Origin of the sequence: Bradyrhizobium sp. B117, from assembly GCF_038969555.1 — a bacterium.
Classification (GTDB): Bacteria; Pseudomonadota; Alphaproteobacteria; order Rhizobiales; family Xanthobacteraceae; genus Bradyrhizobium.
Map to the genome: position 1 here is coordinate 1,092,357 of NZ_CP152414.1, position 22,891 is coordinate 1,115,247.

The 22,891-nt window shown below is 64.7% G+C and carries 19 protein-coding genes; 12 read left to right on the top strand and 7 right to left on the bottom strand.

Going from position 1 to position 22,891, the window contains the following annotated elements:
* Nucleotides 1–153 precede the first annotated feature (153 nt).
* A complete protein-coding gene (locus AAFG16_RS05300; RefSeq protein ID WP_342737835.1) occupies nt 154–1,845 on the top strand; it encodes a S53 family peptidase in 1,692 nt (563 codons plus the stop codon).
* Between the two features lie 8 nt (nt 1,846–1,853).
* Here the strand turns inward: AAFG16_RS05300 and AAFG16_RS05305 are convergent, their stop codons facing one another.
* Nucleotides 1,854–2,699: an SDR family NAD(P)-dependent oxidoreductase gene (locus AAFG16_RS05305; protein ID WP_342737838.1), complete on the bottom strand. Its 846-nt coding sequence runs from the start codon at nt 2,697–2,699 to the stop codon at nt 1,854–1,856.
* A gap of 174 nt (nt 2,700–2,873) precedes the next feature.
* Between AAFG16_RS05305 and AAFG16_RS05310 the strand changes: the two genes are divergently transcribed.
* The 3 genes from AAFG16_RS05310 (at nt 2,874) to AAFG16_RS05320 (ending at nt 6,466) form a co-directional block, all read left to right on the top strand.
* The gene (locus tag AAFG16_RS05310) at nt 2,874–4,370 is read left to right on the top strand and encodes an aldehyde dehydrogenase family protein (RefSeq protein WP_342737840.1); all 1,497 of its coding nucleotides are present in this window, start codon (nt 2,874–2,876) and stop codon (nt 4,368–4,370) included.
* A 238-nt stretch (nt 4,371–4,608) separates the two neighbouring features.
* Nucleotides 4,609–5,736, top strand: a complete 1,128-nt coding sequence (locus AAFG16_RS05315; RefSeq protein WP_342737842.1) for an alkene reductase — start codon at nt 4,609–4,611, stop codon at nt 5,734–5,736.
* A 223-nt stretch (nt 5,737–5,959) separates the two neighbouring features.
* The gene (locus tag AAFG16_RS05320) at nt 5,960–6,466 is read left to right on the top strand and encodes a GFA family protein (RefSeq protein ID WP_342737844.1); all 507 of its coding nucleotides are present in this window, start codon (nt 5,960–5,962) and stop codon (nt 6,464–6,466) included.
* Here the strand turns inward: AAFG16_RS05320 and AAFG16_RS05325 are convergent.
* The gene (locus tag AAFG16_RS05325) at nt 6,420–6,848 is read right to left on the bottom strand and encodes a TfoX/Sxy family protein (RefSeq protein WP_342737846.1); all 429 of its coding nucleotides are present in this window, start codon (nt 6,846–6,848) and stop codon (nt 6,420–6,422) included. The two genes, AAFG16_RS05320 and AAFG16_RS05325, sit on opposite strands and share 47 nt — an antisense overlap.
* Before the next feature lie 143 nt (nt 6,849–6,991).
* Here AAFG16_RS05325 and AAFG16_RS05330 point away from each other — a divergent pair, with 143 nt between their 5' ends.
* Complete coding sequence (locus AAFG16_RS05330) at nt 6,992–8,653, top strand: thiamine pyrophosphate-binding protein (protein WP_342737848.1); 1,662 nt, start codon at nt 6,992–6,994, stop codon at nt 8,651–8,653.
* Between the two features lie 222 nt (nt 8,654–8,875).
* On the opposite strand, the gene AAFG16_RS05335 is transcribed toward AAFG16_RS05330, so the two are convergent.
* Nucleotides 8,876–10,255: an LLM class flavin-dependent oxidoreductase gene (locus AAFG16_RS05335; RefSeq protein ID WP_342737850.1), complete on the bottom strand. Its 1,380-nt coding sequence runs from the start codon at nt 10,253–10,255 to the stop codon at nt 8,876–8,878.
* Between the two features lie 275 nt (nt 10,256–10,530).
* Here AAFG16_RS05335 and AAFG16_RS05340 point away from each other — a divergent pair, with 275 nt between their 5' ends.
* The 6 genes from AAFG16_RS05340 to AAFG16_RS05365 all read left to right on the top strand — a co-directional run bounded on the left by AAFG16_RS05340 (nt 10,531) and on the right by AAFG16_RS05365 (nt 16,551).
* Entirely contained in the window at nt 10,531–11,916 is a 1,386-nt protein-coding gene (locus AAFG16_RS05340; RefSeq protein WP_342737852.1) for a M20 family metallopeptidase, read from the top strand.
* 87 nt (nt 11,917–12,003) lie between these two features.
* Nucleotides 12,004–12,915, top strand: a complete 912-nt coding sequence (locus AAFG16_RS05345) for an amino acid ABC transporter substrate-binding protein (protein WP_342737854.1) — start codon at nt 12,004–12,006, stop codon at nt 12,913–12,915.
* A 238-nt stretch (nt 12,916–13,153) separates the two neighbouring features.
* A complete protein-coding gene (locus AAFG16_RS05350; protein WP_027562970.1) occupies nt 13,154–13,885 on the top strand; it encodes an amino acid ABC transporter permease in 732 nt (243 codons plus the stop codon).
* A 3-nt stretch (nt 13,886–13,888) separates the two neighbouring features.
* A complete protein-coding gene (locus AAFG16_RS05355) occupies nt 13,889–14,581 on the top strand; it encodes an ABC transporter permease subunit (RefSeq protein ID WP_027562971.1) in 693 nt (230 codons plus the stop codon).
* 190 nt (nt 14,582–14,771) lie between these two features.
* A complete protein-coding gene (locus AAFG16_RS05360; RefSeq protein WP_027562972.1) occupies nt 14,772–15,503 on the top strand; it encodes an amino acid ABC transporter ATP-binding protein in 732 nt (243 codons plus the stop codon).
* Nucleotides 15,504–15,690: 187 nt separating this feature from the next.
* A complete protein-coding gene (locus AAFG16_RS05365; RefSeq protein ID WP_283083840.1) occupies nt 15,691–16,551 on the top strand; it encodes a D-amino-acid transaminase in 861 nt (286 codons plus the stop codon).
* A gap of 128 nt (nt 16,552–16,679) precedes the next feature.
* Here the strand turns inward: AAFG16_RS05365 and AAFG16_RS05370 are convergent, their stop codons facing one another.
* The 3 genes from AAFG16_RS05370 to AAFG16_RS05380 form a co-directional block, all read right to left on the bottom strand.
* Nucleotides 16,680–17,141 carry a carboxymuconolactone decarboxylase family protein gene (locus AAFG16_RS05370; RefSeq protein ID WP_283083841.1) on the bottom strand — a complete coding sequence of 154 codons (462 nt, stop codon included), beginning with the start codon at nt 17,139–17,141 and terminating at the stop codon, nt 16,680–16,682.
* A 29-nt stretch (nt 17,142–17,170) separates the two neighbouring features.
* Entirely contained in the window at nt 17,171–18,787 is a 1,617-nt protein-coding gene (locus tag AAFG16_RS05375) for an MDR family MFS transporter (protein WP_342737861.1), read from the bottom strand.
* A gap of 115 nt (nt 18,788–18,902) precedes the next feature.
* Nucleotides 18,903–20,084 (bottom strand): HlyD family secretion protein, encoded by a 1,182-nt coding sequence (locus AAFG16_RS05380; RefSeq protein ID WP_283083843.1) that lies wholly within the window; start codon nt 20,082–20,084, stop codon nt 18,903–18,905.
* 290 nt (nt 20,085–20,374) lie between these two features.
* On the opposite strand from AAFG16_RS05380, the gene AAFG16_RS05385 reads away from it, so the two are divergent.
* The gene (locus AAFG16_RS05385) at nt 20,375–21,286 is read left to right on the top strand and encodes a LysR family transcriptional regulator (protein WP_283083844.1); all 912 of its coding nucleotides are present in this window, start codon (nt 20,375–20,377) and stop codon (nt 21,284–21,286) included.
* 114 nt (nt 21,287–21,400) lie between these two features.
* Here the strand turns inward: AAFG16_RS05385 and iaaH are convergent, their stop codons facing one another.
* Nucleotides 21,401–22,819 carry an indoleacetamide hydrolase gene (iaaH, locus tag AAFG16_RS05390; RefSeq protein ID WP_283083845.1) on the bottom strand — a complete coding sequence of 473 codons (1,419 nt, stop codon included), beginning with the start codon at nt 22,817–22,819 and terminating at the stop codon, nt 21,401–21,403.
* Nucleotides 22,820–22,891 lie beyond the last annotated feature (72 nt).

A 22,891-nucleotide genomic window follows, 5' to 3' on the forward strand; every position in this document is an offset into this window, starting at 1 on the left:
CAAATCCTCGGATCACAATCAGATCGAATAAAAATGCCCGGGTTGCTCGACGCGGCTGGCTGGGCCAGCCCGCGGGGCTCCCGGTAAATTGACGCATTATGCGATCAACGATAGCCTGCAACCTTCGGTCGTGTCTAGGGCGGGGGCTTAGGTATGGCATCAGTCGCAAAAGCAAGGACTCGTGCCGGCAAGCGTGCGGCCGGCAAGACTGCAAAGCGTGGAGCCAAAGCCGCGGTCGGCGCCACTAAGCCCGTCGTCGTTCCCGGCAGCACTCGTCCGCCGACTGCGGGCGCCAAACGTCTGCGCGCCGAGAAGCCGGGTAAACGCGTCGAGATCACCCTGACGCTGCGCGGACCGAAGCTGCCGGATGCCAGACGGCTCGGAGGCCGGGCGCTGTCGCGAGCCCAGTTCAAGGCGAGGTACGGTGCATCGAAGAGCGACGCAGATAAGGTGTCGCGCGTGTTGAAGACGTTCGGCCTGAAAATCGAAGGCGTGTCGCTCGAGACGCGAAGCATGCGTGTGAGCGGGACCGTCGCGCAGATGGAGACGGCATTTCAGCCGCGTCTCGGCGTCTATTGGAGCGAGGACCAGGGCGAATTTCGCGATCGCGAGCACGATTACAAGATTCCTCTATCGCTCAAGAAGATCGTGACCGCGCTGATTGGATTTGGTCAGCGGCGCGTGATGTGGAGGAGCAGGGCAAGGATCGGCGCCGGGCTGACGCCGCTCAGTCCGTCAGCTTTGGAAGCACTGTATCACTTCCCGCCCGGAGATGGCGCGGGCCAGCAGATCGCAATCGCCGAGTTTGGAGGCGGCTATTTCGCCGAGGACCTCGCGCTCTATTGCAGGAAATTCGGACGCAAGAGGCCGAAGGTCGAGATTGTCTCGATTGACTGGACGGTTCGCAACCGCAGGCAAATCGAGCGATTGCCGCGAGACGATCGCAAGGACGCGCTTGGCGATACCGGCGAAGTGATGATGGATGTCGAAGTGGTCGCGGGTCTTGCGCCGGGAGCCAGGCTGTCGGTCTACTTCGCGAATTTCGACCAGAAGGGCTGGATCGATCTGTTGAATCGCGTGATCATCGACCGGCCGGTGGCGCTTTCGGTAAGCTGGGGCTCTGCGGAGGATTCCACTGATTGGTCGCCGGCCGCGCGCACGGCGATCAACGAACGGCTTCAGGCGGCTGCGGCGCTTGGCATCACGATCTGCGGGGCGTCGGGTGACGACGGCACCGGCGACGAGGAGGCGGACGGGGCTGCACATGTCGATTTTCCGAGTTGCAGTCCGTTCGTTCTTGCGGTCGGCGGCACCATGATGACGCGGCTCGCAGGCGAGGTGACGGAGCAGGTGTGGTGGGAGACGCCGGGACGCCGGATGAAAGCGGGCGGAGGTTCAACCGGCGGCGGAATCAGCGAAATATTTCCCCGGCCGGCGTGGCAACGCGGCATCGATATCAGGTCCCTGAACAGCGGGCGGCACGGTCGTGTCGTGCCTGACATCGCGGCGCTCGCGGGTCCACCGGGTTACGCAATGATCTTCCGGGGCAAGCCGGACTATGGTGGCGGGACCAGTGCATCCGCGCCGCTCCTCGCCGCACTCATCGCACGCGTCAACGCGCTATTGCCGCCAGAGAAGCGGCAGCGCTTTCTGGCGCCGTTGCTTTACCGCAGGTCACCCCTGCTTCGACGTCCGATGGGGGAGTTCGTCTGCCACGACATAACGGTCGGTCACAACGCATCGCGGCCAAAGCCGGGCGTCGGATATGAAGCGAAGCGAGGGTTTGACGCGGTATCCGGCTGGGGCGTGCCAATCGGAAGCGCGCTCGTGCTGGCTTTGGGGTGATCAGCCGGCTAGCTTCCGTCCACAAACCTCTTGAACGCATCCGCATAGTCCGGATGCCATCGCGACAGCGGCGGGCGGTTCTCGACGATGTCGCCGGCGGCCCACAGCATGCGCTTCTCGTCCAGCGCCCGCGGCACGTCGTTGTCCGGGCACAGGATATAGAAGTCGCCGGCCTCGAGCCGTGCCAGCATGAAGTCGACCGTCTGCTCCGGCGTCCAGGCGCCGGCCGGCTTTTCGGTGCGACCCTTCGCGGTGAGGCCGGTGAAGACGAAGCCGGGGATCAACAGATGCGCGGTGATCTTGCAATCCCTGGTGTTGCGGAGCTCGTGCTGGAGCGCTTCCGTAAACGCCTTCACGCCGGCCTTGGAGACGTTGTAGGCGGGATCGCCGGGCGGCGTGGTGATGCCTTGCTTGGAGCCGGTGTTGATGATGAGGCCCGCCTTGCGGCGCGCGATCATGTTCGGCGTGAAGATCCGCGAGCCGTTGATGATGCCCCACATGTTGACGCCGATGATCCGCTGCCAGTTGTCGGGCTCGGCGAACAGCGTACTGCCGGGCTGGATGCCGGCATTGTTCATGAGGATGTCGGTGCCGCCAAAGCGCTCGCGCACGGCGCGCTCGAGTTCCGCCACGCTCTCGGCCTTGCCGACATCGACGGCGAACGTCATCACATGTGTGGCGGACGTGATGGATGACAGTTTTGTTCCGGATTCCGCCAGCCGTGCCTGATCGACGTCGGCGATGCACACCTTCATGCCGGCGCGCGCAAAGGCCGTGGCGGCGGCTAGTCCAATGCCGGATGCGCCACCCGTGATCACGGCAACATTGTCTTTGACGATGGCGGAATGTGGCATGATTGTTCTCCGGAACAAGGGTTGGGCCATGGCGCCCATTCGACCCTGCACAAGTCGGCATGGCAGGGCTTCGTTCCGCGCTGACTTTACGCCTTTCCGGCAGCGCTGTATTCTCTTCGACCTAACGATCCCGCGCAGATCGAACCAATCAATCATTTGACAGGGAGTGCAGCCATGGCTGTGTCGCAGGCTATTCCGATCACGCGCCATCCGTTCGCCAACGGGTCCTACAAGCAGATGCTGATCGACGGCAAGTGGGTCGATGCGGCCTCCGGCAAGCGCTTCGAGACTCACAACCCTGCCACCGGCGAGCTGCTCGCAACCGTCGCGGAGGGCGACAAGGAAGACATCGACCGTGCGGTCGCTGCCGCCCGCCGCGCCTTCGAAGGCCCGTGGAGCAAGATCAAGCCGTTCGAGCGGCAGAACCTGCTGCTCAGGCTCGCTGACCTCGTCGAGAAGAATTTCGACGAATTGTCGCAGCTCGACACGCTCGACATGGGCGCGCCGGTCAGCCGCACCCGTGCCTATCGCCTGCGCGCCGTCGGCATGCTGCGCTATTATGCCGGCCAGACCACCGCGATCCATGGCGAGACCATCGAGAACTCGCTGCCCGGCGAGATCTTCTCCTACACGCTGAAGGAGCCGATCGGCGTCGTCGGCGCCATCATTCCGTGGAACGGTCCGCTCACCGCGACGATCTGGAAGATTGGCCCTGCGATCGCGACCGGCTGCACCGTGGTGCTCAAGCCCGCGGAAGAAGCGCCGCTGACCTCGCTGCGCATCGCCGAGCTCGCGCTGGAAGCCGGCATTCCGCCCGGCGTCGTCAACGTCGTGCCGGGCTATGGCGAGACCGCGGGCGCCGCGCTCGCCTCGCATCCTGACGTCGACAAGGTCGCCTTCACCGGCTCGCACATCACGGGCCAGTCGATCATCCGCGCCTCCGCCGGCAACCTCAAGCGCGTCTCGCTCGAGCTCGGCGGCAAGTCGCCCGACATCGTGTTCGCCGATGCCGATCTCGATGCCGCAGTTCCCGGCGCCGCAATGGCGGTGTTCGCGAATTCCGGCCAGATTTGCAGCGCCGGCACCCGCCTGTTCGTCGAGCAGTCGATCTACGAGGAGTTCGTCGGCCGCGTCGCTGAGTTCGGCAAGAAGCTCCAGGTCGGCAACGGCCTCGATCCCAACACCCAGATCGGTCCGCTGGTCTCCGAGCAGCAGCTCGAGCGCGTCACCGGTTATCTCGACATCGGCCAGAAGGAAGGCGCACGCGCGCTCGCCGGCGGTGGCCGCGTCACCGAAGGCGCGCTGTCGAAGGGCTTCTTCGTCTCGCCGACCGTGTTCGCGGGCGTGCAGGACAACATGCGCATCGCGCAGGAGGAGATCTTCGGCCCGGTCATCTCCGCGATCGCGTTCAAGGACATGGACGAGCTGGTCAAGCGCGCCAACAACACCACCTTCGGCCTCGGCTCCGGCCTGTGGACGCGCGACGTCAGCAAGGCGCATGCGGTTGCGAAGAGCCTCCGCGCCGGCTCGGTGTGGGTGAACTGCTACCAGGCGATGGACCCGGCCGTGCCGTTCGGTGGCTACAAGATGAGCGGCTACGGCCGTGAATCCGGCAAGCAGCACGTCGAGGAATATCTCAACGTGAAGTCCGTCTGGATCAAGACCGCGTAAGACTTTCTCCCTCTTCGCCTCTCCCCGCGTGCGGGGAGAGGCCGGAATTCAAACGCAGTTTGAATTCCGGGTGAGGGGGAGCCTCCGCGAGCCCAACTCTCGGCATTTTCCCGGAGGCAGCCCCTCACCCCGACCCTCTCCCCGTAAGAACGGGGAGAGGGAGAAGAGCTGTGGTCTTTTCAGATCGCCGCCCCTCGCTATATGATCCACGTCCTTCCATAGCCATTTCGGGGCCAGCATGAAATTCGAGGCGTTGTTTCAACCGTTGCAGGTCGGTCCGTACAAGCTCGCGCATCGCGTCGTGATGGCGCCGCTGACGCGCATGCGTGCCGAGCGCGAGAGCTTTTCGCCGCGGCCGCTCAACGCCGAATATTACGGCCAGCGCGCAACGAAGGGCGGCCTGATCATCGCCGAAGCCTCCCCGGTGCTCTCGCACGGCCGCGGCAACCCGGCGACGCCGGGCATCTATACGGACGCGCAGATCGCGGGATGGCGTAAGGTGACGGATGCCGTGCATGCCAAGGGCGGCATCATCTTCCTCCAGCTCTGGCATGTCGGTCGCGTCTCGCATTCCTCCTTCCATGGCGGTGAGCTGCCGGTCTCGGCTTCGGCGATTGCGATCAAGGCCGAAGGCATGAAGGCGATGACAGCTGACGGCAAGATTTCTGACTATGAGACGCCGCGCGCGCTGGAGACCGACGAGGTCAAGGACATCGTCGAGGCCTTCCGGCAAGGCGCGAAGAACGCGCTCGCCGCCGGCTTCGACGGCGTCGAGATCCACGGCGCCAACGGCTATCTGCTCGAGCAGTTCCTGCAGTCGCGCAGCAACCAGCGCACCGACCAATATGGCGGTTCGATCGAGAACCGCGCCCGGCTGCTGCTCGAAGTCACGCAGGCCGCGATCGACGTCTGGGGCGCGGGCCGCGTCGGCGTGCGGCTGTCGCCGCACGGCATCGCCAACGATTCCGGCGAGCCCGATCCGATGCCGCTCTATACGCATGTGGTGAAGGCGCTCGACAGGCTCGGCCTTGCCTATCTGCACTTCATCGAGCCCCGCTCCAGCGGCGCCGGCCGCGCCGACGTCCACTGGGAGAACGTGCCCTCCGCGATGGTGCTGTTCCGCCCGCACTACAGCGGCGTGCTGATGACCGCCGGCGGCTTCACCGGCGAGAGCGCGAATGCGGCGATCGCCGACGGCCACGCCGACATCATCGCCTTCGGCCGCATCTTCATCTCCAACCCGGATCTGCCGTACCGCCTTGCGCACGACTACCCGATCACGCCGTACAACCGCGCGACGTTCTATGGCGGCGAGGAGAAGGGGTACACGGATTACCCTGTCTATGACGAGCTGACGCCGGCGTAAGTCGCTGCCGTAGCCTGGATGGAGCGCAGCGAAATCCCTAATTTTTCCCGGCGTCGAGAATCCCGGATTGCGTTGTGCTCCATCCGGGCTACGGGGCTATTGCGTCGCCCCGACTGACACCACAAACTCCGTCATTGCGAGCGCAGCGAAGCAATCCAGAATCTTTCGGCGACGGCAGTCTGGATTGCTTCGCTGCGCTCGCAATGACGACGGAGAGACTTCCATGGCCAAAGCCGCAGTCGCCGCAGGAACCGCCACCGGCCAATGCCTCTGCGGCAAGGTCACCTTCGAGATCGACGTTCCCGCGCGCTGGGCCTGGCACGACCATTCCGCCGCCAGCCGCCGCGCCCATGGCGCGGCCTACGCGACCTATGTCGGCAGCTGGAAGAAGCGTTTTCGCATCACCTCGGGGAAAACCGCGATGACCCGCTACGAGGACAAGGCGACGAAAACCGCGCGCAGCTTCTGCTCGCATTGCGGCACGCCGATCGCCTATGAGCGGCCTCGTGGCCCCCACATGGTCAACATCCCCCGCGCGCTGTTCAAAGAGCGCACCGGGCGCCAGCCGCTCTACCACATCGCGATCGAGGAGCTGCAGGAATGGGCCTATACCGGCGAGCCCTTGGTGCCCCTGAAGGGCTTTCCCGGCGTGGTCTGGCAGCGCTCGAAAAAGAAGAAGCGCGCTAGCGGCGAGGACCCGTTCGAGCTTGGCCGCGAGGAGGCGCTTTAGCCTTCGCGCTGGCCGACGTCGCCGAGCGCGGCGCGGCTCTCTTTGCTGGCGGCTTGGCCGGCATCGTCGCCACGAAATCGAGCGCGCGCTTCACCCAGATTTTGAGCCCGGCATCGGTTCGCGTGCCCTCATCAGAGACCCTCACGAACCCCTTCATGATGCGCCCGCGCATTTCCATTGGGCTCGTGTGCGGCTCCTTCAGCATCCGCGCATGCGCCTCTGGGCCGACGCGAAACAGCATGCCGCCGCGGCCGCTGATGGTGCAGCACATCACGTTGTCCACCATGAAACAAAGCCCGCCCATCATCTTCTTTTCCGCGACGTGGCGTTGGCCCGCCAGCAACTTGCGAACCCGTGCGGCGGTGCCTTCGTCGTAGGCCATGACGGTCCCTCCGGCTTCCGCCTATCCTTCCAGCTTCTCCTCACGCGCGCAAGGCAGCCATGACAGCGCTTCCTTGCGCGCCTGCCAAGACTTCGGCCATCATGCTTTCCGTCCTTGCGGCAACGTCCGCTCCTGGAGGAAACATGAAGAACAAGATCACCGGCCGCTCCGCCTTTCTCGCGCTGCTCAAGGACGAGGGCATCACGCATCTGTTCGGCAATCCCGGCACCACCGAGCTGCCGATCATGCACGCGCTGAAGGACCATCCTGACCTCACCTATGTGATGGCGATGCAGGAGAGCCTGGTGGTGGCGATCGCCGACGGTTACAGCCGCGCGTCGGGAAAACTCGTCGCCTGCAACGTCCATGTCGCGCCGGGCCTCGGCAATGCGATGGGCTCGCTCTACAACGCCCAGTTCACGGGCACGCCGATGATCCTGACCGCGGGTCAGCAGGAGCAGGGCCACGGCCTGATGGAGCCGGTGCTGTATGGCCCCTTGGTGCGCATGGCCGAGCCGCTGGTGAAATGGGCGGTCGAGGTGACGCGGCTGGAGGATTTGCCGCGCATCGTGCGCCGCGCCGCCAAGGTCGCGATGACGCCGCCGACCGGGCCGGTGTTCATCTCGCTGCCCGGCGACATCCTCAACAGTGAGGCCGGCATTGATCTCGGCCGTTCCACCCGTATCGATGCGCGTGCAAGGCCGTCCGACGAGGCGTTGAAGGCCTTTGCTGCGCGGCTGCTGAAGGCCGAGCGGCCTGCGATCGTCACGATGGACGAGGTGGTCAAGAGCGACGCGCTGAAGGAGGCAGCCGAACTCGCCGAGCTGCTCGGCGCCGCTGCCTACCAGTCCTCGACGCCCTATGGCGCGCACTTCCTGTCGGAGAGCCCGAGCTTCGTCGGCACGCTCGCGCGCGTGCAGAAAGTCGCACGCGATACGCTGGCGCCGCACGATCTGCTGGTCGCGCTCGGCGGCGATCCCCTGCGGATGTCGGTCTATAGCGAGGTCGATGCGCTGCCTGATGGGCTTGGCATCGTGCAGATCGGGCTCGTCGATTGGGAGATCGCCAAGAACTATGGCGCCGAGATCGCGCTGAAGGCGGACGTCAAGGAAACGCTGCGCGCACTGATCCCGGTGCTGAAGGAGATGGGCGGCGCGGCGCTCGCGAGGCGCGCCAAGGAGCGCCTCGCTGAACTTGCACCGAAGAACTGGACCGCGCGCCGCGCCGCCTTGGTCGAGCAGATCGGCAGGAGCGCGGGCCGCAACCCCATCGATCCCGATTATCTCGTGCTGCAAATGGTCGAGGCCATGCCCGACCACGCTATCCTCGTCGACGAAGGCCTCACCTCCAGCCGTCAGATCACCAATCTGCGTCCGCATCGCGACCGCTATGGCTATCACGGCCTTGCCTCCGGCGGCATCGGCTGGGGCCTGCCGGCCTCGGTCGGCGCCGGCATCGCCAATCCGGATCGTCCCGTGGTGTGCTTCTCCGGCGACGGCAGCGCGATGTATTCGATCCAGTCGTTGTGGACCGCGGCGCATCACAAGCTGCCGCTCAACGTCGTCATCGCCAACAATGGCGGCTACCGCATCATCAAGCAGCGCCTGCTCGCCTTCCACGGCGATGACAATTACGTCGGCATGGACTTTGTCGATCCGCCCGTTGATTTCGCCGGAGTGGCGAAGGCGCTCGGATGCGAGGCGATCAAGGTCAGCGATGTCAGCGAGCTGAAGGCGACGCTGGCGTCGGCGTTCAATCGGCCAGGGACGAAGCTGATCGAGGTGATGGTGGATGGGAAGGTGTAGACGGAGCACACTCCGCTCTGCTCCCTCCTCCCCTTGCGGGGGAGGGCGGGGGAGAGGGGTGGCCCAGGAGGCGGTGTTGCCGTCGTCGAGAATAGGTCGTGCGCTGCAGAGAGTCCCCGTGTGGCACCCCTCTCCCTAGCCCTCCCCCGCAAGGGGGGAGGGAACGCAGCGGTGTTTGTCGATGCAGTGTGGCTGATCGCCTGAAGTAAGGACTGCTCGCAGCTACCCCTTCTTCCCCACCCGATACCCCGCCGCCGGATGCGGTGCGCCTAATCGCGCGCGACCGCCGCCGAACAGCTTCTCCCGCAGCGTGCCTTTCGCATATTCGCTCTTGTACCGCCCGCGCTTGGTCAGCTCCGGCACCAGCATGTCGGCGATGTCCTCGAAATCACCGGGCGAGATCGCGAACGCAACGTTGAGGCCGTCGACATCGGTCTTCTCGAACCAATCCTCGATCTTGTCGGCGACGCTTTCGGGCGTGCCGACCACGACGGGGCCGGCGCCGCCAATGCCGACATGCTCGATGACGTCGCGCACGGTCCAGACGCGGTCCGGATCGCCGCGGGTGACGTTGTCGAGCGCGCTACGGCCGGCGTCGTTCTGCACGTGACGCACCTGCTGATCGAGCTCGTAGCCGGAGAAGTCGATGCCGGTCCATCCCGACATCAGGGCCAGCGCGCCTTCCGGATTGATGTGCGAGCGGTAGTCGGCATATTTCGCTGCGGCTTCGGCTTCGGTGTTGCCGAGGATGATCGTCATCATGTTGAACATCAGGATCTCCGCCGGATTGCGGCCGAGCGCGGCGGCCTCCTGGCGGATCGCGGAGACGCGCGGCGCGATGATCTTGGCCGACGGTCCCGACATGAACACGCATTCGGCGTGCTTCGCCGCGAATTGCCGCCCGCGCGGCGAGGTGCCGGCCTGGTACAGCACGGGCGTGCGCTGCGGCGATGGCTCGCTGAGGTGGATGGTGTTGTTGATGCGGTAGTTCGCGCTCTCGTGGTTGATGCGATGGACCTTGCTGGGGTCCGTGAAGATGCCGCGCGCCCGGTCGCGCAGCACGGCGCCGTCCTCCCAGCTGCCTTCCCAGAGCTTGTAGACGACCTCCATGTATTCGTCGGCGATGTCGTAGCGGTCGTCGTGTCCGGCCTGCTTGTCCTTGCCGGCGCCGCGCGCGGCGCTGTCGAGATAGCCGGTGACGACGTTCCAGCCGATCCGTCCTTCGGTGAGATGATCGAGCGTCGACATCCGCCGCGCGAACGGGTAGGGCGGCTCGAACGAGAGATTGCTTGTGACGCCGAAGCCGAGATTCTTGGTCACCGCCGCCATCGCCGACAGCAGCAGCAGCGGCTCGTTCGACGGCGTCTGTGCTGCATTGCGCAAGGCCGCGTCAGGGCTGTTGCCATAGACGTCATAGACGCCGAGCACGTCGGCCAGGAACAGCCCGTCGAAACGGCCGCGTTCCAGCGTTTTGGCAAGGTCGATCCAGTAAGGCAGGCGGTTATACTCGGCGGTGCGGTCGCGCGGATGGGTCCACAGGCCCGGTGACTGGTGTGCGACGCAATTCATCGCAAAGGCATTGAGCCTGATCTCTTTGGCCATGCTGGTCCCCTGGCGCCCTGTACTGAGCGCTCTTCGAATGATAGACGTGCGCCCCAATCTGGCGACGTTCTTGCATATCGCTTGCCCTTGGCAAGGCCAAAATCAGCGGCGCTCCCGCCCCTGGCAAGCCAATCTCAAGCGAGCAAGAACGAAATCCCAAGAGAACTGCAAGAGAACTACAAGCGATCTATAAGAACTGCCCAAGTCCCCGCCACTTTCGAAGGACACCCTGTCTCGGATAGGGTCCTTCGTCGCAAAGCCTCGAAAAACAAGTCATGACCAGAGCCGACGCCATCGCCCGCGCCCGTGAGGATTTCCAGTCCGGCGCTTTCCTCGCCGAGCTCGACCGCCGCGTCGCCTATCGGACCGAAAGCCAGAACCCGTCGCGCGGTGTGGAACTGCGCGCCTATCTGGAACAGGAGATGATGCCCTCCTTCGCCGCGCTCGATTTCACCAGCCGGATCGTCGAATCCCCGAGCGGCAAGGCGCCGTTCCTGTTCGCCGAGCATCACGAGAGCGCGTCCGCGCCGACCGTGCTCGTCTACGGCCATGGTGACGTCGTCGACGGCATGGAAGGCGAGTGGCGCGACGGCCGCGATCCCTGGCGCACAACGGTTGCGGGCACGCGGCTCTACGGCCGCGGCACCGCCGACAACAAGGGCCAGCACAGCATCAACATGGCCGCGCTCCGCGCGGTGCGCGAGGCCCGCGGCGGCAAGCTCGGCTTCAACGCCAAGTTCATCGTCGAGATGGGCGAGGAGATCGGCTCGCCTGATCTGGGCAAAGTCTGCGACCTCAACCGCGACGCGCTCAAGGCCGATTTGTTCATGGCCTCCGACGGGCCGCGCCTCTCCGCTGATCGTCCGACGCTGTTCCTGGGATGCCGCGGCGGCATCCGCATCCATCTCGACGTGAATTTGCGCGATGGCGGCCATCATTCCGGCAATTGGGGTGGCGTGCTCGCCAACCCCGCGACCATCCTGGTCAACGCCATCTCCACCTTGGTTGACGGCCATGGCCGCCTCCAGCTCGACGCGCTGAAGCCGCCGCGGCTCACCAACCAGATCCGCAGCTATCTTGCCGACGTGCAGGTGGTCCCGACCGCGGACGAGCCGGCACTGGCGGAGAACTGGGGTGAGGAGGGCCTGTCGGCGGCCGAGCGGCTTTATGCCTGGAATACGCTCGAAGTGCTGGCGATGTCCTCGGGCAATATCGAGAAGCCGGCCAACGCCATTCCCGGCCATGCCAATGCCGTGCTGCAACTGCGGTTCGTGGTCGGCACTGAGGTCAACGGCCTGATCGAGGCCATCCGCGCGCATCTGGTCCAGAACGGCTTTCCGATGGTCGGGGTGCGGGCGGCGCAGAGCTTTGCCGCCTCGCGCACCGATTTCGACAGCCCCTGGATCAAATGGGCGGCGGATTCGGTCCAAAACACCACCGGCAAGGCGCCGGCGGTGCTGCCGAATTTCGGCGGCTCGCTGCCCAACGACGTGTTTTCCGAGATCCTGGGACTGCCGACGATCTGGGTCCCGCACTCCTATCCCGGCTGCTCCCAGCATGCGCCCAACGAGCACATCCTGCTGCCATTGACCGAGGAGGCCTTGACGGTGATGGCCGGGCTGTTCTGGGATCTCGGGGAATTGCCGCAACCGTTAACCTGAGCCTTCGGTCCAGCCAAAAGTCACATTCTATTCCGGCCCGTTTTGTGCTTGCATCCCGCCGCATCATCCTGAAAGGGGAAGAAAAAAGTGAAACATTTCCGTAGCATCGGGCTCGCGCTCGCCGCGACCTTCGCCGTCAGCCAGGCCGGGGCCCAGGAGCTGACCGGCACGCTGAAGAACATCAAGGACACCGGTGCCATCACGCTCGGCTTCCGTGACTCCTCGATCCCGTTCTCCTATCTCGACGACAACCAGAAGCCCGTCGGGTTCGCGATGGACATCTGCTACAAGATCGTCGATGCCGTGAAGAAGGAGCTCAAGCTCGACAAGCTCGAGGTCAAGCTCAACCCGGTCACGTCGGCGACCCGTATTCCGCTGATGGCCAACGGAACCATCGACCTCGAATGCGGTTCGACCACGAACAACGCCGAGCGCCAGAAGCAGGTTGCCTTCACCAACACCCACTTCCTGACCGCCAGCCGCTACGTCTTCAAGAAGTCGAGCGGCCTGAAGTCGATCGACGACCTCAAGGGCAAGACCGTGGTCTCGACCGCCGGCACCACCAACATCAAGCAGCTGACCGAGGCCAACGTCGAGAAGAAGCTCGGCGCCAACATCATCCCGGCCAAGGACCACGCCGAAGCCTTCCTGATGGTCGAGACCGACCGCGCCGTCGCCTTCGTCATGGACGACATCCTGCTCGCCAGCCTCGTCGCCGGCTCGAAGGCGCCGGACGACTACGCCGTCTCCAAGGACGCGTTCTCCAAACCCGAGCCCTACGGCATCATGCTGCGCAAGGATGACGCGCCGTTCAAGAAGGTGGTCGATGCGGCGACCGCTGCGCTCTACACCTCCGGCGAGGCCCAGAAGATCTACGACAAGTGGTTCACGGCCAAGATCCCGCCGAAGGGCCTGAACCTCAACACCCCGATCTCCTCCGAGCTGAAGAACGAGTTCGCCAAGCCTTCGGACTCGCCGAACCCGGACGATTACAAGTAAGATACCGTTTGCCTCTCCCCGCGTGCGGGGAGAGGCCGGAATTCGCGCGGAACGCGCGGATTCCGGGTGAGGGGGACTCTCCACGAGTCTAACTATCACCTTCCTCGCGGAGAACCCCCCTCACCCTCTCCCCGCAAGCGGAGAGAGGGAAGACATGCCGGCCGTTCTGGAGGGAAGTGGCCGGACATTTGCATAGGCGCCGGGACATTTTTGACTGGCGCGTTCGCGCGGGGGACACGTGAACTACAACTGGAACTGGGGAATCTTCTTCCAGCCGAACCCGATGGGGACCGGTACCTATCTCGACATGCTGCTGTCGGGACTGGTGCTGACCCTCGAAACCGCGGTGCTGGCCTGGATCATCGCGCTGATCACCGGCTCGATCGTCGGCGTCATGCGCACGCTGCCCTCGAAGGGCGCCTACTGGTTCGGCTTCTGCTACGTCGAATTCTTCCGGAACATGCCGCTGCTGGTGCAGCTGTTCCTGTGGTTCTTCGTGCTGCCGGAAATCCTGCCCAAGGCCGCGGGCCTCTGGCTGAAGCAATTGCCGAACGCGCCGTTCTGGACGGCGGCGATCGGCATTGGTCTGTTCATGTCGGCGCGCGTCGCCGTGCAGTTGCAGGCCGGCATCGGCTCGCTGCCGCGCGGGCAGAAGATGGCGGCGACCGCGCTGGGGCTGACCACCGTGCAGGGCTATCGCTACGTGCTGCTGCCGATGGCATTCCGCATCATCCTGCCGCCGCTGACCTCCGAGTTCCTCAACACCATCAAGAACACGGCGGTCGCGATCACCATCGGCCTGCTGGAACTGACCGGCCAGGCACGCTCGATGCAGGAATTCTCGTTCCAGGTGTTCGAGGCCTTCACCGCCGCGACCATCCTTTATCTCCTCGTCAACGCCGTCGTCGTGACCGGAATGCGCTTCCTCGAGCGCTGGGTCGCGATCCCCGGCTACATCACGGGGAAATAAGCGATGCTCGGCAATTTCGATTTCGACGTCATTCGCCGCGCGCTGCCCTATCTGTTCTACGAGGGCATGACCTTCACGCTGACGCTGACCGCGCTCGCCGCGTTCGGCGGCCTGGTGTTCGGCACGGCGCTCGCCCTGATGCGCCTGTCCGGCCTCAAGCTGCTCGGCCGCATCGCCGGCATCTATGTCGACTTCATGCGCTCGCTGCCGCTGGTGCTGGTGATCTTCTGGTTCTACTTTCTGGTGCCCTATATCGGGCAGTGGCTGACCGGCGCCTCGCGCCCGATCAGCGTCGGCGCGTTCGCGTCCTCGCTGATCACCTTCATCATGTTCGAGGCCGCATACTTCTCCGAGATCATGCGCGCCGGCATCCAGTCGATCTCGCGCGGCCAGCCGGCCGCAGCCAGCGCGCTGGGGCTGACCTACGCCCAGACCATGCGCTACGTCGTGCTGCCGCAGGCCTTCCGCAACATGCTGCCGGTCCTGATCACGCAGACCATCGTGCTGTTCCAGGACACCTCGCTGGTCTACGTTCTCTCGATCACGGACTTCCTGGGCGCGGCGAGCAAGGTCGCACAGCGCGACGGCCGTCTGGTCGAAATGTATCTGTTCGCAGCCGTCGTCTACTTCACCATCTCCTGTATCGCGTCCTTCGGCGTCCGCCGCCTCCAGGCGCGCATCGCCATCATCCGCTAGGTGTGATGTGAAATTGATATCGCGACATGCGGTGCCCTTCACCTCTCCCATAGGGAGAGGTCGGATCGCGTCAGCGATCCGGGTGAGGGGTTCTGCGCCAACGATAGACCTGAATCCCTCACCCGGCGCTTCGCGCCGACCTCTCCCCTTGGGAGAGGTGAACCAAGTCTGCCGCAGGGTCTGAGAGCACATGATCGAAATCAGCCACGTCAACAAATGGTACAGCCCGACCTTCCAGGTGCTGACCGACTGCACCACCAACGTTACCAAGGGCGAGGTGGTCGTGGTCTGCGGCCCCTCCGGCTCGGGCAAGTCGACCCTGATCAAATGCGTCAACGCACTGGAGCCGTTCCAGAGCGGCGACATTTTGGTCGACGGCACCAAGGTGAACGATCCCAAGACCAATTTGCCGAAGCTGCGCTCGCGCGTCGGCATGGTGTTCCAGCACTTCGAATTGTTCCCGCACCTGAAGATCATCGACAATCTCTGCCTCTCGCAGGAGAAGGTGCTCGGCCGGTCGCACGACAAGGCGGTGACGAAGGGCATGCAGCTCTTGGAGCGCGTCGGGTTGAAGGAGCAGGCGCAGAAATTTCCGGCCCAGCTCTCCGGCGGCCAGCAGCAGCGCGTCGCCATCGCGCGTGCGCTTGCCATGGACCCGATCGTGATGCTGTTCGACGAGCCGACCTCGGCGCTCGACCCTGAAATGGTCAGCGAGGTGCTCGACGTCATGGTCGACCTCGCCCGCGAAGGCATGACCATGATGGTCGTGACCCACGAAATGGGCTTTGCCCGCAAGGTTGCCAACCGCGTCATCTTCATGGACCGCGGCGAGATCGTCGAGGACGCTCCGAAGGACGACTTCTTCGGCAAGCCGCGCAGCGACCGCGCGCAGAAGTTCTTGTCGAAGATTCTGTCGCACTAGCGCCGCCGTCATTCCGGGGCGCGACGCAGTCGCGAGCCCGGAATCCATTGGGCGGCAGTACGCGAGGTGAAATGGATTCCGGGTTCGTCGCTTCGCGCCGCCCCGGAATGACGAATAGAGGGGTGCTCGGCTCCCCCAACTGGCGTATAAGCGCGCCAAATCCCCCTTTCCCGCCAGGAGACCCGCCTTGGACTCGATCGCCTACGTCAACGGTTCATTCGTCCCGCTTTCGGACGCCAAGGTCTCGATCCTCGACCGCGGCTTCCTGTTTGCCGACGGCATTTACGAGGTCTCGGCCGTGCTCGACGGCAAGCTGGTCGACAACGCCTCGCATCTGGCGCGGCTGGAACGGTCGGTCGGCGAGATCAAGCTGAAGCTGCCGGAGACCGTCGAGCGCATCACCGAGCTGCAGAAGGAGCTGATCGCGCGCAACAAGGTCGAGAACGGCCTCGTCTACCTCCAGGTCACGCGCGGCGCCGACAAGGGGCGCGACTTCGCGTTCCCGAAGGGCGACGTCCAGTCGAGCCTGGTGATGTTCACCTCCGAGAAGGACATCATCAATGCGGCCGCGGCCAAGACCGGCATCAACGTGATCACGGTGCCCGACATCCGCTGGGAGCGGCGCGACATCAAGAGCGTAGCGCTGCTGGCGCAGGTGCTGGCGAAGCAGGCCGCGGCAGAAGCCGGCGCGGGCGAGGCCTGGATGCTGCAAGACGGCTACGTCACTGAAGGTGGCTCGTCCTCGGCGTTCATCCTCACCAAGGACGACGTCATCGTGACCCGCAAGAACTCAAACGCCATCCTGCCGGGCTGCACCCGCAAGGCGGTGGTCGCGCTCGCCGAGGAGCGCCAGCTCCGCGTCGAGGAGCGTTCCTTCACCGTGGAAGAGGCGCTGGCCGCGAAGGAGGCTTTTGCGACCTCGGCCTCGCTGTTCGTTCAGCCGGTCGTCGCGATCGACGGCAAGAAGGTCGGGGACGGCAAGCCCGGCCCGATGGCCACGCGCCTGCGCGAGATCTACGTGGAGTTCGCCAAGGCGACGGCGGTCTAAGCCGCGTTCTCCGCTGTCATCGCCCGGCTTGACCGGGCGATCCAGTACTCCGAGACGTCAGTGCTTGAACCGGAAGGCTGCGGCGTACTGGATGCCCCGCCTTCGCGGGGCATGACAGTCGTGAATACCTACGCCACCGACGCCTTCACCTTCACCGGATGCACGGCGCGGAACGCGATCGCCAGCCTGTTCCAGGCATTGATGGCGCCGATCAGCATGGTCAGGTTCACCGTCTCCGCGTCGGAGAATTGTGCGCGGACCTGCTCGTAAGTCTCGTCAGGCGCGTGCGTCTCCGAGATCAGCGTCACGGCTTCAGTCCAGGCCAGCGCGGCGCGCTCGCGGTCGCTGTAGAGCGGGGACTCCCGCCAGGCGTTGAGCAGATAGATGCGCTGCTCGGTCTCGCCGCGCTTGCGGGCGTCCTCGGTGTGCATGTTGATGCAGAAGGCGCAGCCGTTGATCTGCGAGGCGCGGATCTTGACGAGCTCGATCAGCGATTTCTCGAGGCCCGTCGACTGGATCTGCTCCTCCAGCGCCATCAGCGCCTTCATCGTGTCGGGGGCGGCCTGGTAGAAGTTCATGCGCGGTTTCATGGTCGTTCTCCTTGCTTGCTGGGTTGAGGTCAGTGGGCTCCGCCGGCCGAGGTCTGGCCGGCCTTCTTCAGGAACAGGACGGCGGCGAGCGCGACGATCAGCGCCATGCCGAGCAGATAGAAGGTGTCGCTGAAGGCGAGAATAAAAGCCTGCTTCTGCACGGTATGGCCGATCGCGACATAGGCACGATGGGCGGCATCCGCACGGTCGAGGACGCCGTGATTGACGAAATACTGCGTGAGTTGTTCCAACCGCGTCCGCGTCGCCTGCTCGAACACCGAGACCGACTGCATCAGCACATTGGAGTGATATTGCTCGCGCTTGGTCAAGACGGTCTGGAGCAGCGCGATGCCGACGGCGCCGCCGAGATTGCGCATCATGTTGAACAGGCCGGAGGCCGAGCCGGCGTTCTCCGCCTCGATGCCCGCGGTCGCGACCGCCGACAGCGGTGCCATCACCAGCGCCTGGCCGATGGCGCGAACGACGTTCGGCCAGAAGAGCTGATCGGCGGCATAGTCGTTGGTCATGGTGATGTTCATGAAGCTCGATGCCGCAAACAGCGCGAAGCCGATGCCGATGATGATGCGTGCGTCGAACTTCTGCATCAGGCGCGGCACCAGCGGGATCAGGAGGAGCTGCGGCAATCCGGTCCAGGCCAGCACGAAGCCGATCTGCTCGGCATTGTAGCCCTGAATGCGCGCCAGATATTGCGGCAGGATGAACACCGAGCCGTAGAGCGCGATGCCGAGCAGGAAATTCGCCAGCATGCCGAAGCCGAAATTGCGGCGCACGAGCAGGCGCAGATTGAGCAGCGGCTTCTTCACCGTGAGCTCGATGATCAGGAATGCGGTCAGCGCCACGGCTGCGATCACGCTGAGCTTGACGATGAAGGGCGAGCCGAACCAGTCGTCCTTGTTGCCTTCCTCCAGCACGGTCTGAAGCGCGGACAGGCCGATCGCCATGGTGATGATGCCGGCCCAGTCGCCCTCCGCTAGCTGCGCCAGCTTCATCGGCTTTGCCTCGAGCGCGTACCAGAGCATGGCGACCATGACCGCGCCGGGCACGAGGTTGACGTAGAAAATGTATTGCCAGCCGAAATTCTCGGTGAGATAGCCACCGATGGTGGGGCCGATCGCGGGTGCGAACGTCGCCGACAGCGCGAACATGGCAAGGCCCACGGGCTGCTTCGCGCGCGGCAGCAGCGTGATGATCAAGGTGAACGCCATCGGGATCAGCACGCCGCCGGTAAAGCCCTGCACGGCTCGCAGCGCGATCATCTGCGGCAGATCCTGCGCCAGCGCACACGCCGCCGACAGGGCCAGGAACAGGACCGCGTTGGTGAGCAGGTAAATCCGGATCGAGAACACCTGCGCGAGCCAGCCGGATAGCGGGATCACCACGATCTCGGCGATCAGATAGGAGGTCGAGATCCAGCCGCCGTCGTCGATGCCGGCGCCGATCGCGCCCTGGATGTCCGCCAGCGAAGCGTTGACGATCTGGATGTTCAGCACCGCCATGAAGGCGCCGAGCGTGGCGCCGATCACCGCGATCCAGGTCTTTGCGGAAATGACGGGCGCGGCAGGCGCGGCCGGAGCAGGGATGGTGGCGGCGGAGGCGGCGTTGAGGGCGGGTTGGAGCGTGCTCATGGAAGCCTCGTCTCGGATATGGAGACAGGATGCGTCAGGCGATTGGTTTCGATAATCGCGGAAGTTGGGGAAGGATCGTCCGGCAGGAATTGATAGTCCCGCCAGTCTTCCGACCTCAGCTGCCGTTCTTGCGAGGCGCGTTCTCGGCGAGACGCCTGGCCGTGTCGCGCTCGGCCAGCACCGTCTGCTTGGTGTCGACGGTCGGCACTGCCGACATGCCGGGCCGGAGCAGGCCGGTCAGGCTGTGGTCGTCGAGCACGATCTTCACCGGTACACGCTGCACGATCTTGGTGAAGTTGCCGGTGGCGTTGTCAGGCGGCAGCAGCGCGAATTCCAAACCGCTCGCCGGCGACAGGCTGTCGACATGGCCGCGCAGGGTCTGGTTGCGGAAACTGTCGATGCGGAGCTCGACCGGCTGGCCGGGGCGAACATGTGTGAGCTGCGTCTCCTTGAAGTTCGCCACCACATAGACCGCATCGAGCGGCACCACCGCCATCAATTGCGTGCCGGCCTGCACGAACTGGCCGACGCGCAAGCTGCGCGCGCCGACGATGCCGTCGACCGGCGCGGTGACCTCGGTATAGGACAGATTCAACGCGGCCTGCTGTGCGACCGCGCGGGCGCGGTCGAGTTGCGCCGCGGCCTGGGCGCGCTGGGTGGTGAGCACGTCGACCTTGCGCTGCGCGGCGACGAGACCGGATTTGGCATGCTGCAATTGCGCGTTGCTGGCGCGCAGCGCCGCATCGGTCTGCTGCGCGCGCTGGATCGTGCCGGAGCCTGACTTCATGAGGTCGTCGTAGCGGGCGCGCTCCTCCTGCGCGAATTTCAGATTGGCGTCGGCGGCGGCGACATCGGCTGTGCTCTGCTCGATGATCGGCTGCTGCAGTTCGAGCTGCGCATCGATGTTGCGCACCGAGGCTTCGCCGGCGGCGACGTCGGCTCTCGCCTGGTTCAGCGCCGCCCTGAAATCGCGGTCGTCGATCTTCGCCAGCAATTGGCCGGCCTTGACCCGCTCATTGTCGCCGACCAGCACCTTGGCGATATAGCCGGAGACCTTCGGCGCGATGATCGTGGAGTCGGCCTTCACATAGGCGTCGTCGGTGGATTCGAGGTAGCGGCCGTTGGTCCAGTAGTCGTGGCCGTAATAGGCAATCGCTGCCGTGCCTGCGAGGAGCGCGAAAGCCAATGCCACGCGCCGGACCATGTTCCGGGCCGGCATAGCCGGCGGCGTCTTGGCGTAATCATGAACAATTTCAGTCGCTTGCTCGAAATTCTCGGTGCGGGGCATCTCGGACATGGCAGTCTCCTATCGGCTCGCTGAGACTATCGTTCGTTCCGGCTCTGGTGATAATTTGCGAAATTCGGGAAGGATTATCCATCAAGGGTGGATAGTCCGCACCGTTGTTCCCGGCTTGTGATGGTCTACCGAAGCAGGCCGACGACTGCCCCAGAGCGATTGCCACGTTTGTCGCGCGATTGCTGCCAACCCCTAGCGCTCGGACGGAGCTGCGAGCGGGACGAGGGCGTGTGTAGATAATCGGGGTGAATTTGCTCCGATTGTCGATCGAAATGGGATAATCGGCGGCCATGGATCGATTGACGAGTCTCGAAGTGTTCAGCCGGGTGGTCGAGACGGGCGGCTTCTCCGCAGCCGCCCGTAAGCTCAACATGTCGACCACCATGGTGAGCAATCACGTTCAGGCGCTGGAAGACCGGCTCGGGGTGAGGCTGCTTCACCGCACGACGCGCAAGGTCAACCTCACCGAGATCGGCAAGGCCTATTACGACCGCTGCGTCCAGATCCTCGCCGACATCGAACAGGCCGACGACATCGCGAGCGAACTGCAATCGGTGCCCCGCGGTACGCTGCGCATCCACGTCGCGACCCACATGGTGCCGTTCGTCGCGCCTGTGGTGGCGAAGCTGCTGTCGGCCTATCCCGAGCTCAAGATCGACCTGCGCATGGGCGAGGCCGATGTCGATCTCATCGAGGAGGGCTACGATGTCGCGCTGCGCATGACCCCGCCGCCCGACTCAAGCCTGATCGTGCGGAGCCTCGCCACCTGGCGCCACGTGCTGTGCTGCTCCCACGACTATCTCGACAAGCACGGCCGGGTGCAGCGGCTCGACGAGCTCACCGCGCATAATTGCGGCCGTCACCTGAACTATCCGTTCGGCGACGAGTGGCGCTTCTTCGATCGCAAGGGCGCGCCGGCCGCGGTGCGCATCTCCGGCAGCTTCGTCACCAACAGCGGGGAGGCGCTGCGCAGGGTGGCGCTGGAGGGTGCTGCCGTCTGCCTGATGGCCGGGTTCCTCGTCCAGGACGATCTCGACGCCGGCCGGCTCATCCGGTTGCTGCCGGAATATCGGCCGGTCGAGCTGTCGATGAACGCGGTCTATCCGCACCGGCATCATCTGTCGGCCAAGGTCAGGACCTTCATCGACCTGCTCGTGCACCACAGCGCCGAGCAGCAGAAGCTGGTCAATCCGTATGCGTGAGACGCGGCCATCAGTGCCGTAGGGTGGGCAAAGGCGCAAAGCGCCGTGCCCACGATCTGTCAATGATCGCGACAGATGGTGGGCACGCTTCGCTTTGCCCACCCTACGGAGGTGTCAACGTGGTGGCGGCAATCTCCCAAACACGGCATCGAGCGCGACGCCGATCGCGAGCAAGCGGCGATCGCTGCCTGCCGGGCCGTCCAGCTCGAGACCCACAGGCAATTTGCTCGTGGCGCCCAGCGCGACCGGAATCTGGATACCGGGAATGCCGGCATTGCTACCGGGATCGGTGTTCTGGATGATCAGGCCGAAATTTTCCAAGCTGCTGGAGTCGGGATTGGAGGCAATCGCCACGCGCGGCGTGGTCGGGAAGGCGATGGCGTCCAACCTGTTGGCGGCAAACGTGTCGCTGTAGAGCGCCTGAAGCGCCGGCCGCCCGGTCTTGATCGCGGCGTCATAGAGCGGCTTGGCGTCGAGCAGCGTGCCATCGGGAGCCGGCAGTTTGCGCGGGATCACGAAGCCATCATAGATGCCCTTGACGTCGGCGCTGGAGATGTCCTTCGCCAGCGCCTCGATGCTGAGGCCGGTGCCGGTATGCTCGAGATATGCCACCAGATCGTCATAGGCCTCGTACAGCGCGACGGGAAAGCTGACCTGGCCGTTGAGTTCGGCGAGCTGCGGCATCGCGATCTCGACGATGGTGACGCCCCGCGCCTTCATGGCCGCGATCGCCGCGTGGAAGGCGGCTTCGGTGTCGGCATCGAGATTGGTCAGCATCGTCTTCACGATGCCGATGCGGACCTGCTTCAGATCCGCCGGTGTAACATCGTCGCCGCCGGCGACGACACGGTCGAGCAGCGCGACATCTGCCATGGTCGCGGCCATCGGGCCTGCGGTGTCGCGGGTGTGCGAGATCGGCGCGATGCCTTGCTGCGGATAACGGCCGACCGTCGGGCGCAGCGAGGCGCATCCATTCAGCGCGCCGGGCACCCGGACCGAACCGCCCGTGTCGGTGCCGAGCCCACCGGTAACGATCCGCGCGCCGATCGCAGCGCCGGTCCCGGACGAGGAACCGCCGGCGATCAGCGAGCGATCATAGGCGTTGCGCACACCGAACTCCGCGCCGGTCTTGAACGCCGTGTTGTAGCCGGAGAGGCCGAAAGCAAGCTCGTGCATGCTGGTCTTGCCGATGATGACCGCGCCTGCGGCGCGCAGCTTGGCAACCACGGGCGCGTCTGCCTTCGGAATGTAGTCCTTCAGCGCGGGTGTGCCGGCGCTGCACGGAAGTCCGGCAACCTCGATATTGTCCTTGATCACGATGGGAACGCCGCCGAGTGGTTTGCTCGTGTCGCTGCTCGCGTCGAATGCGGCGGCGGCCTTCAGCGCGCCAGCTTCGTCCAGAGTCACGAAGGCGTTGAGATCGGCGTGGGCCTTGGCGCGGGCGAGAGCTTCCGTCGTGAGTGATGTGCTCGCAACTTTTCCGGCACGAAGATCGGCGGCGGCCTGGCTCAGGGTCAACTGGTCGAGATCCATGATGCGTCACCTGATTTGCGGAGGCGCCAACGGGCGCCCCTTAAAGTCCGGAGGCTGAGGCCTCGCTGGTGC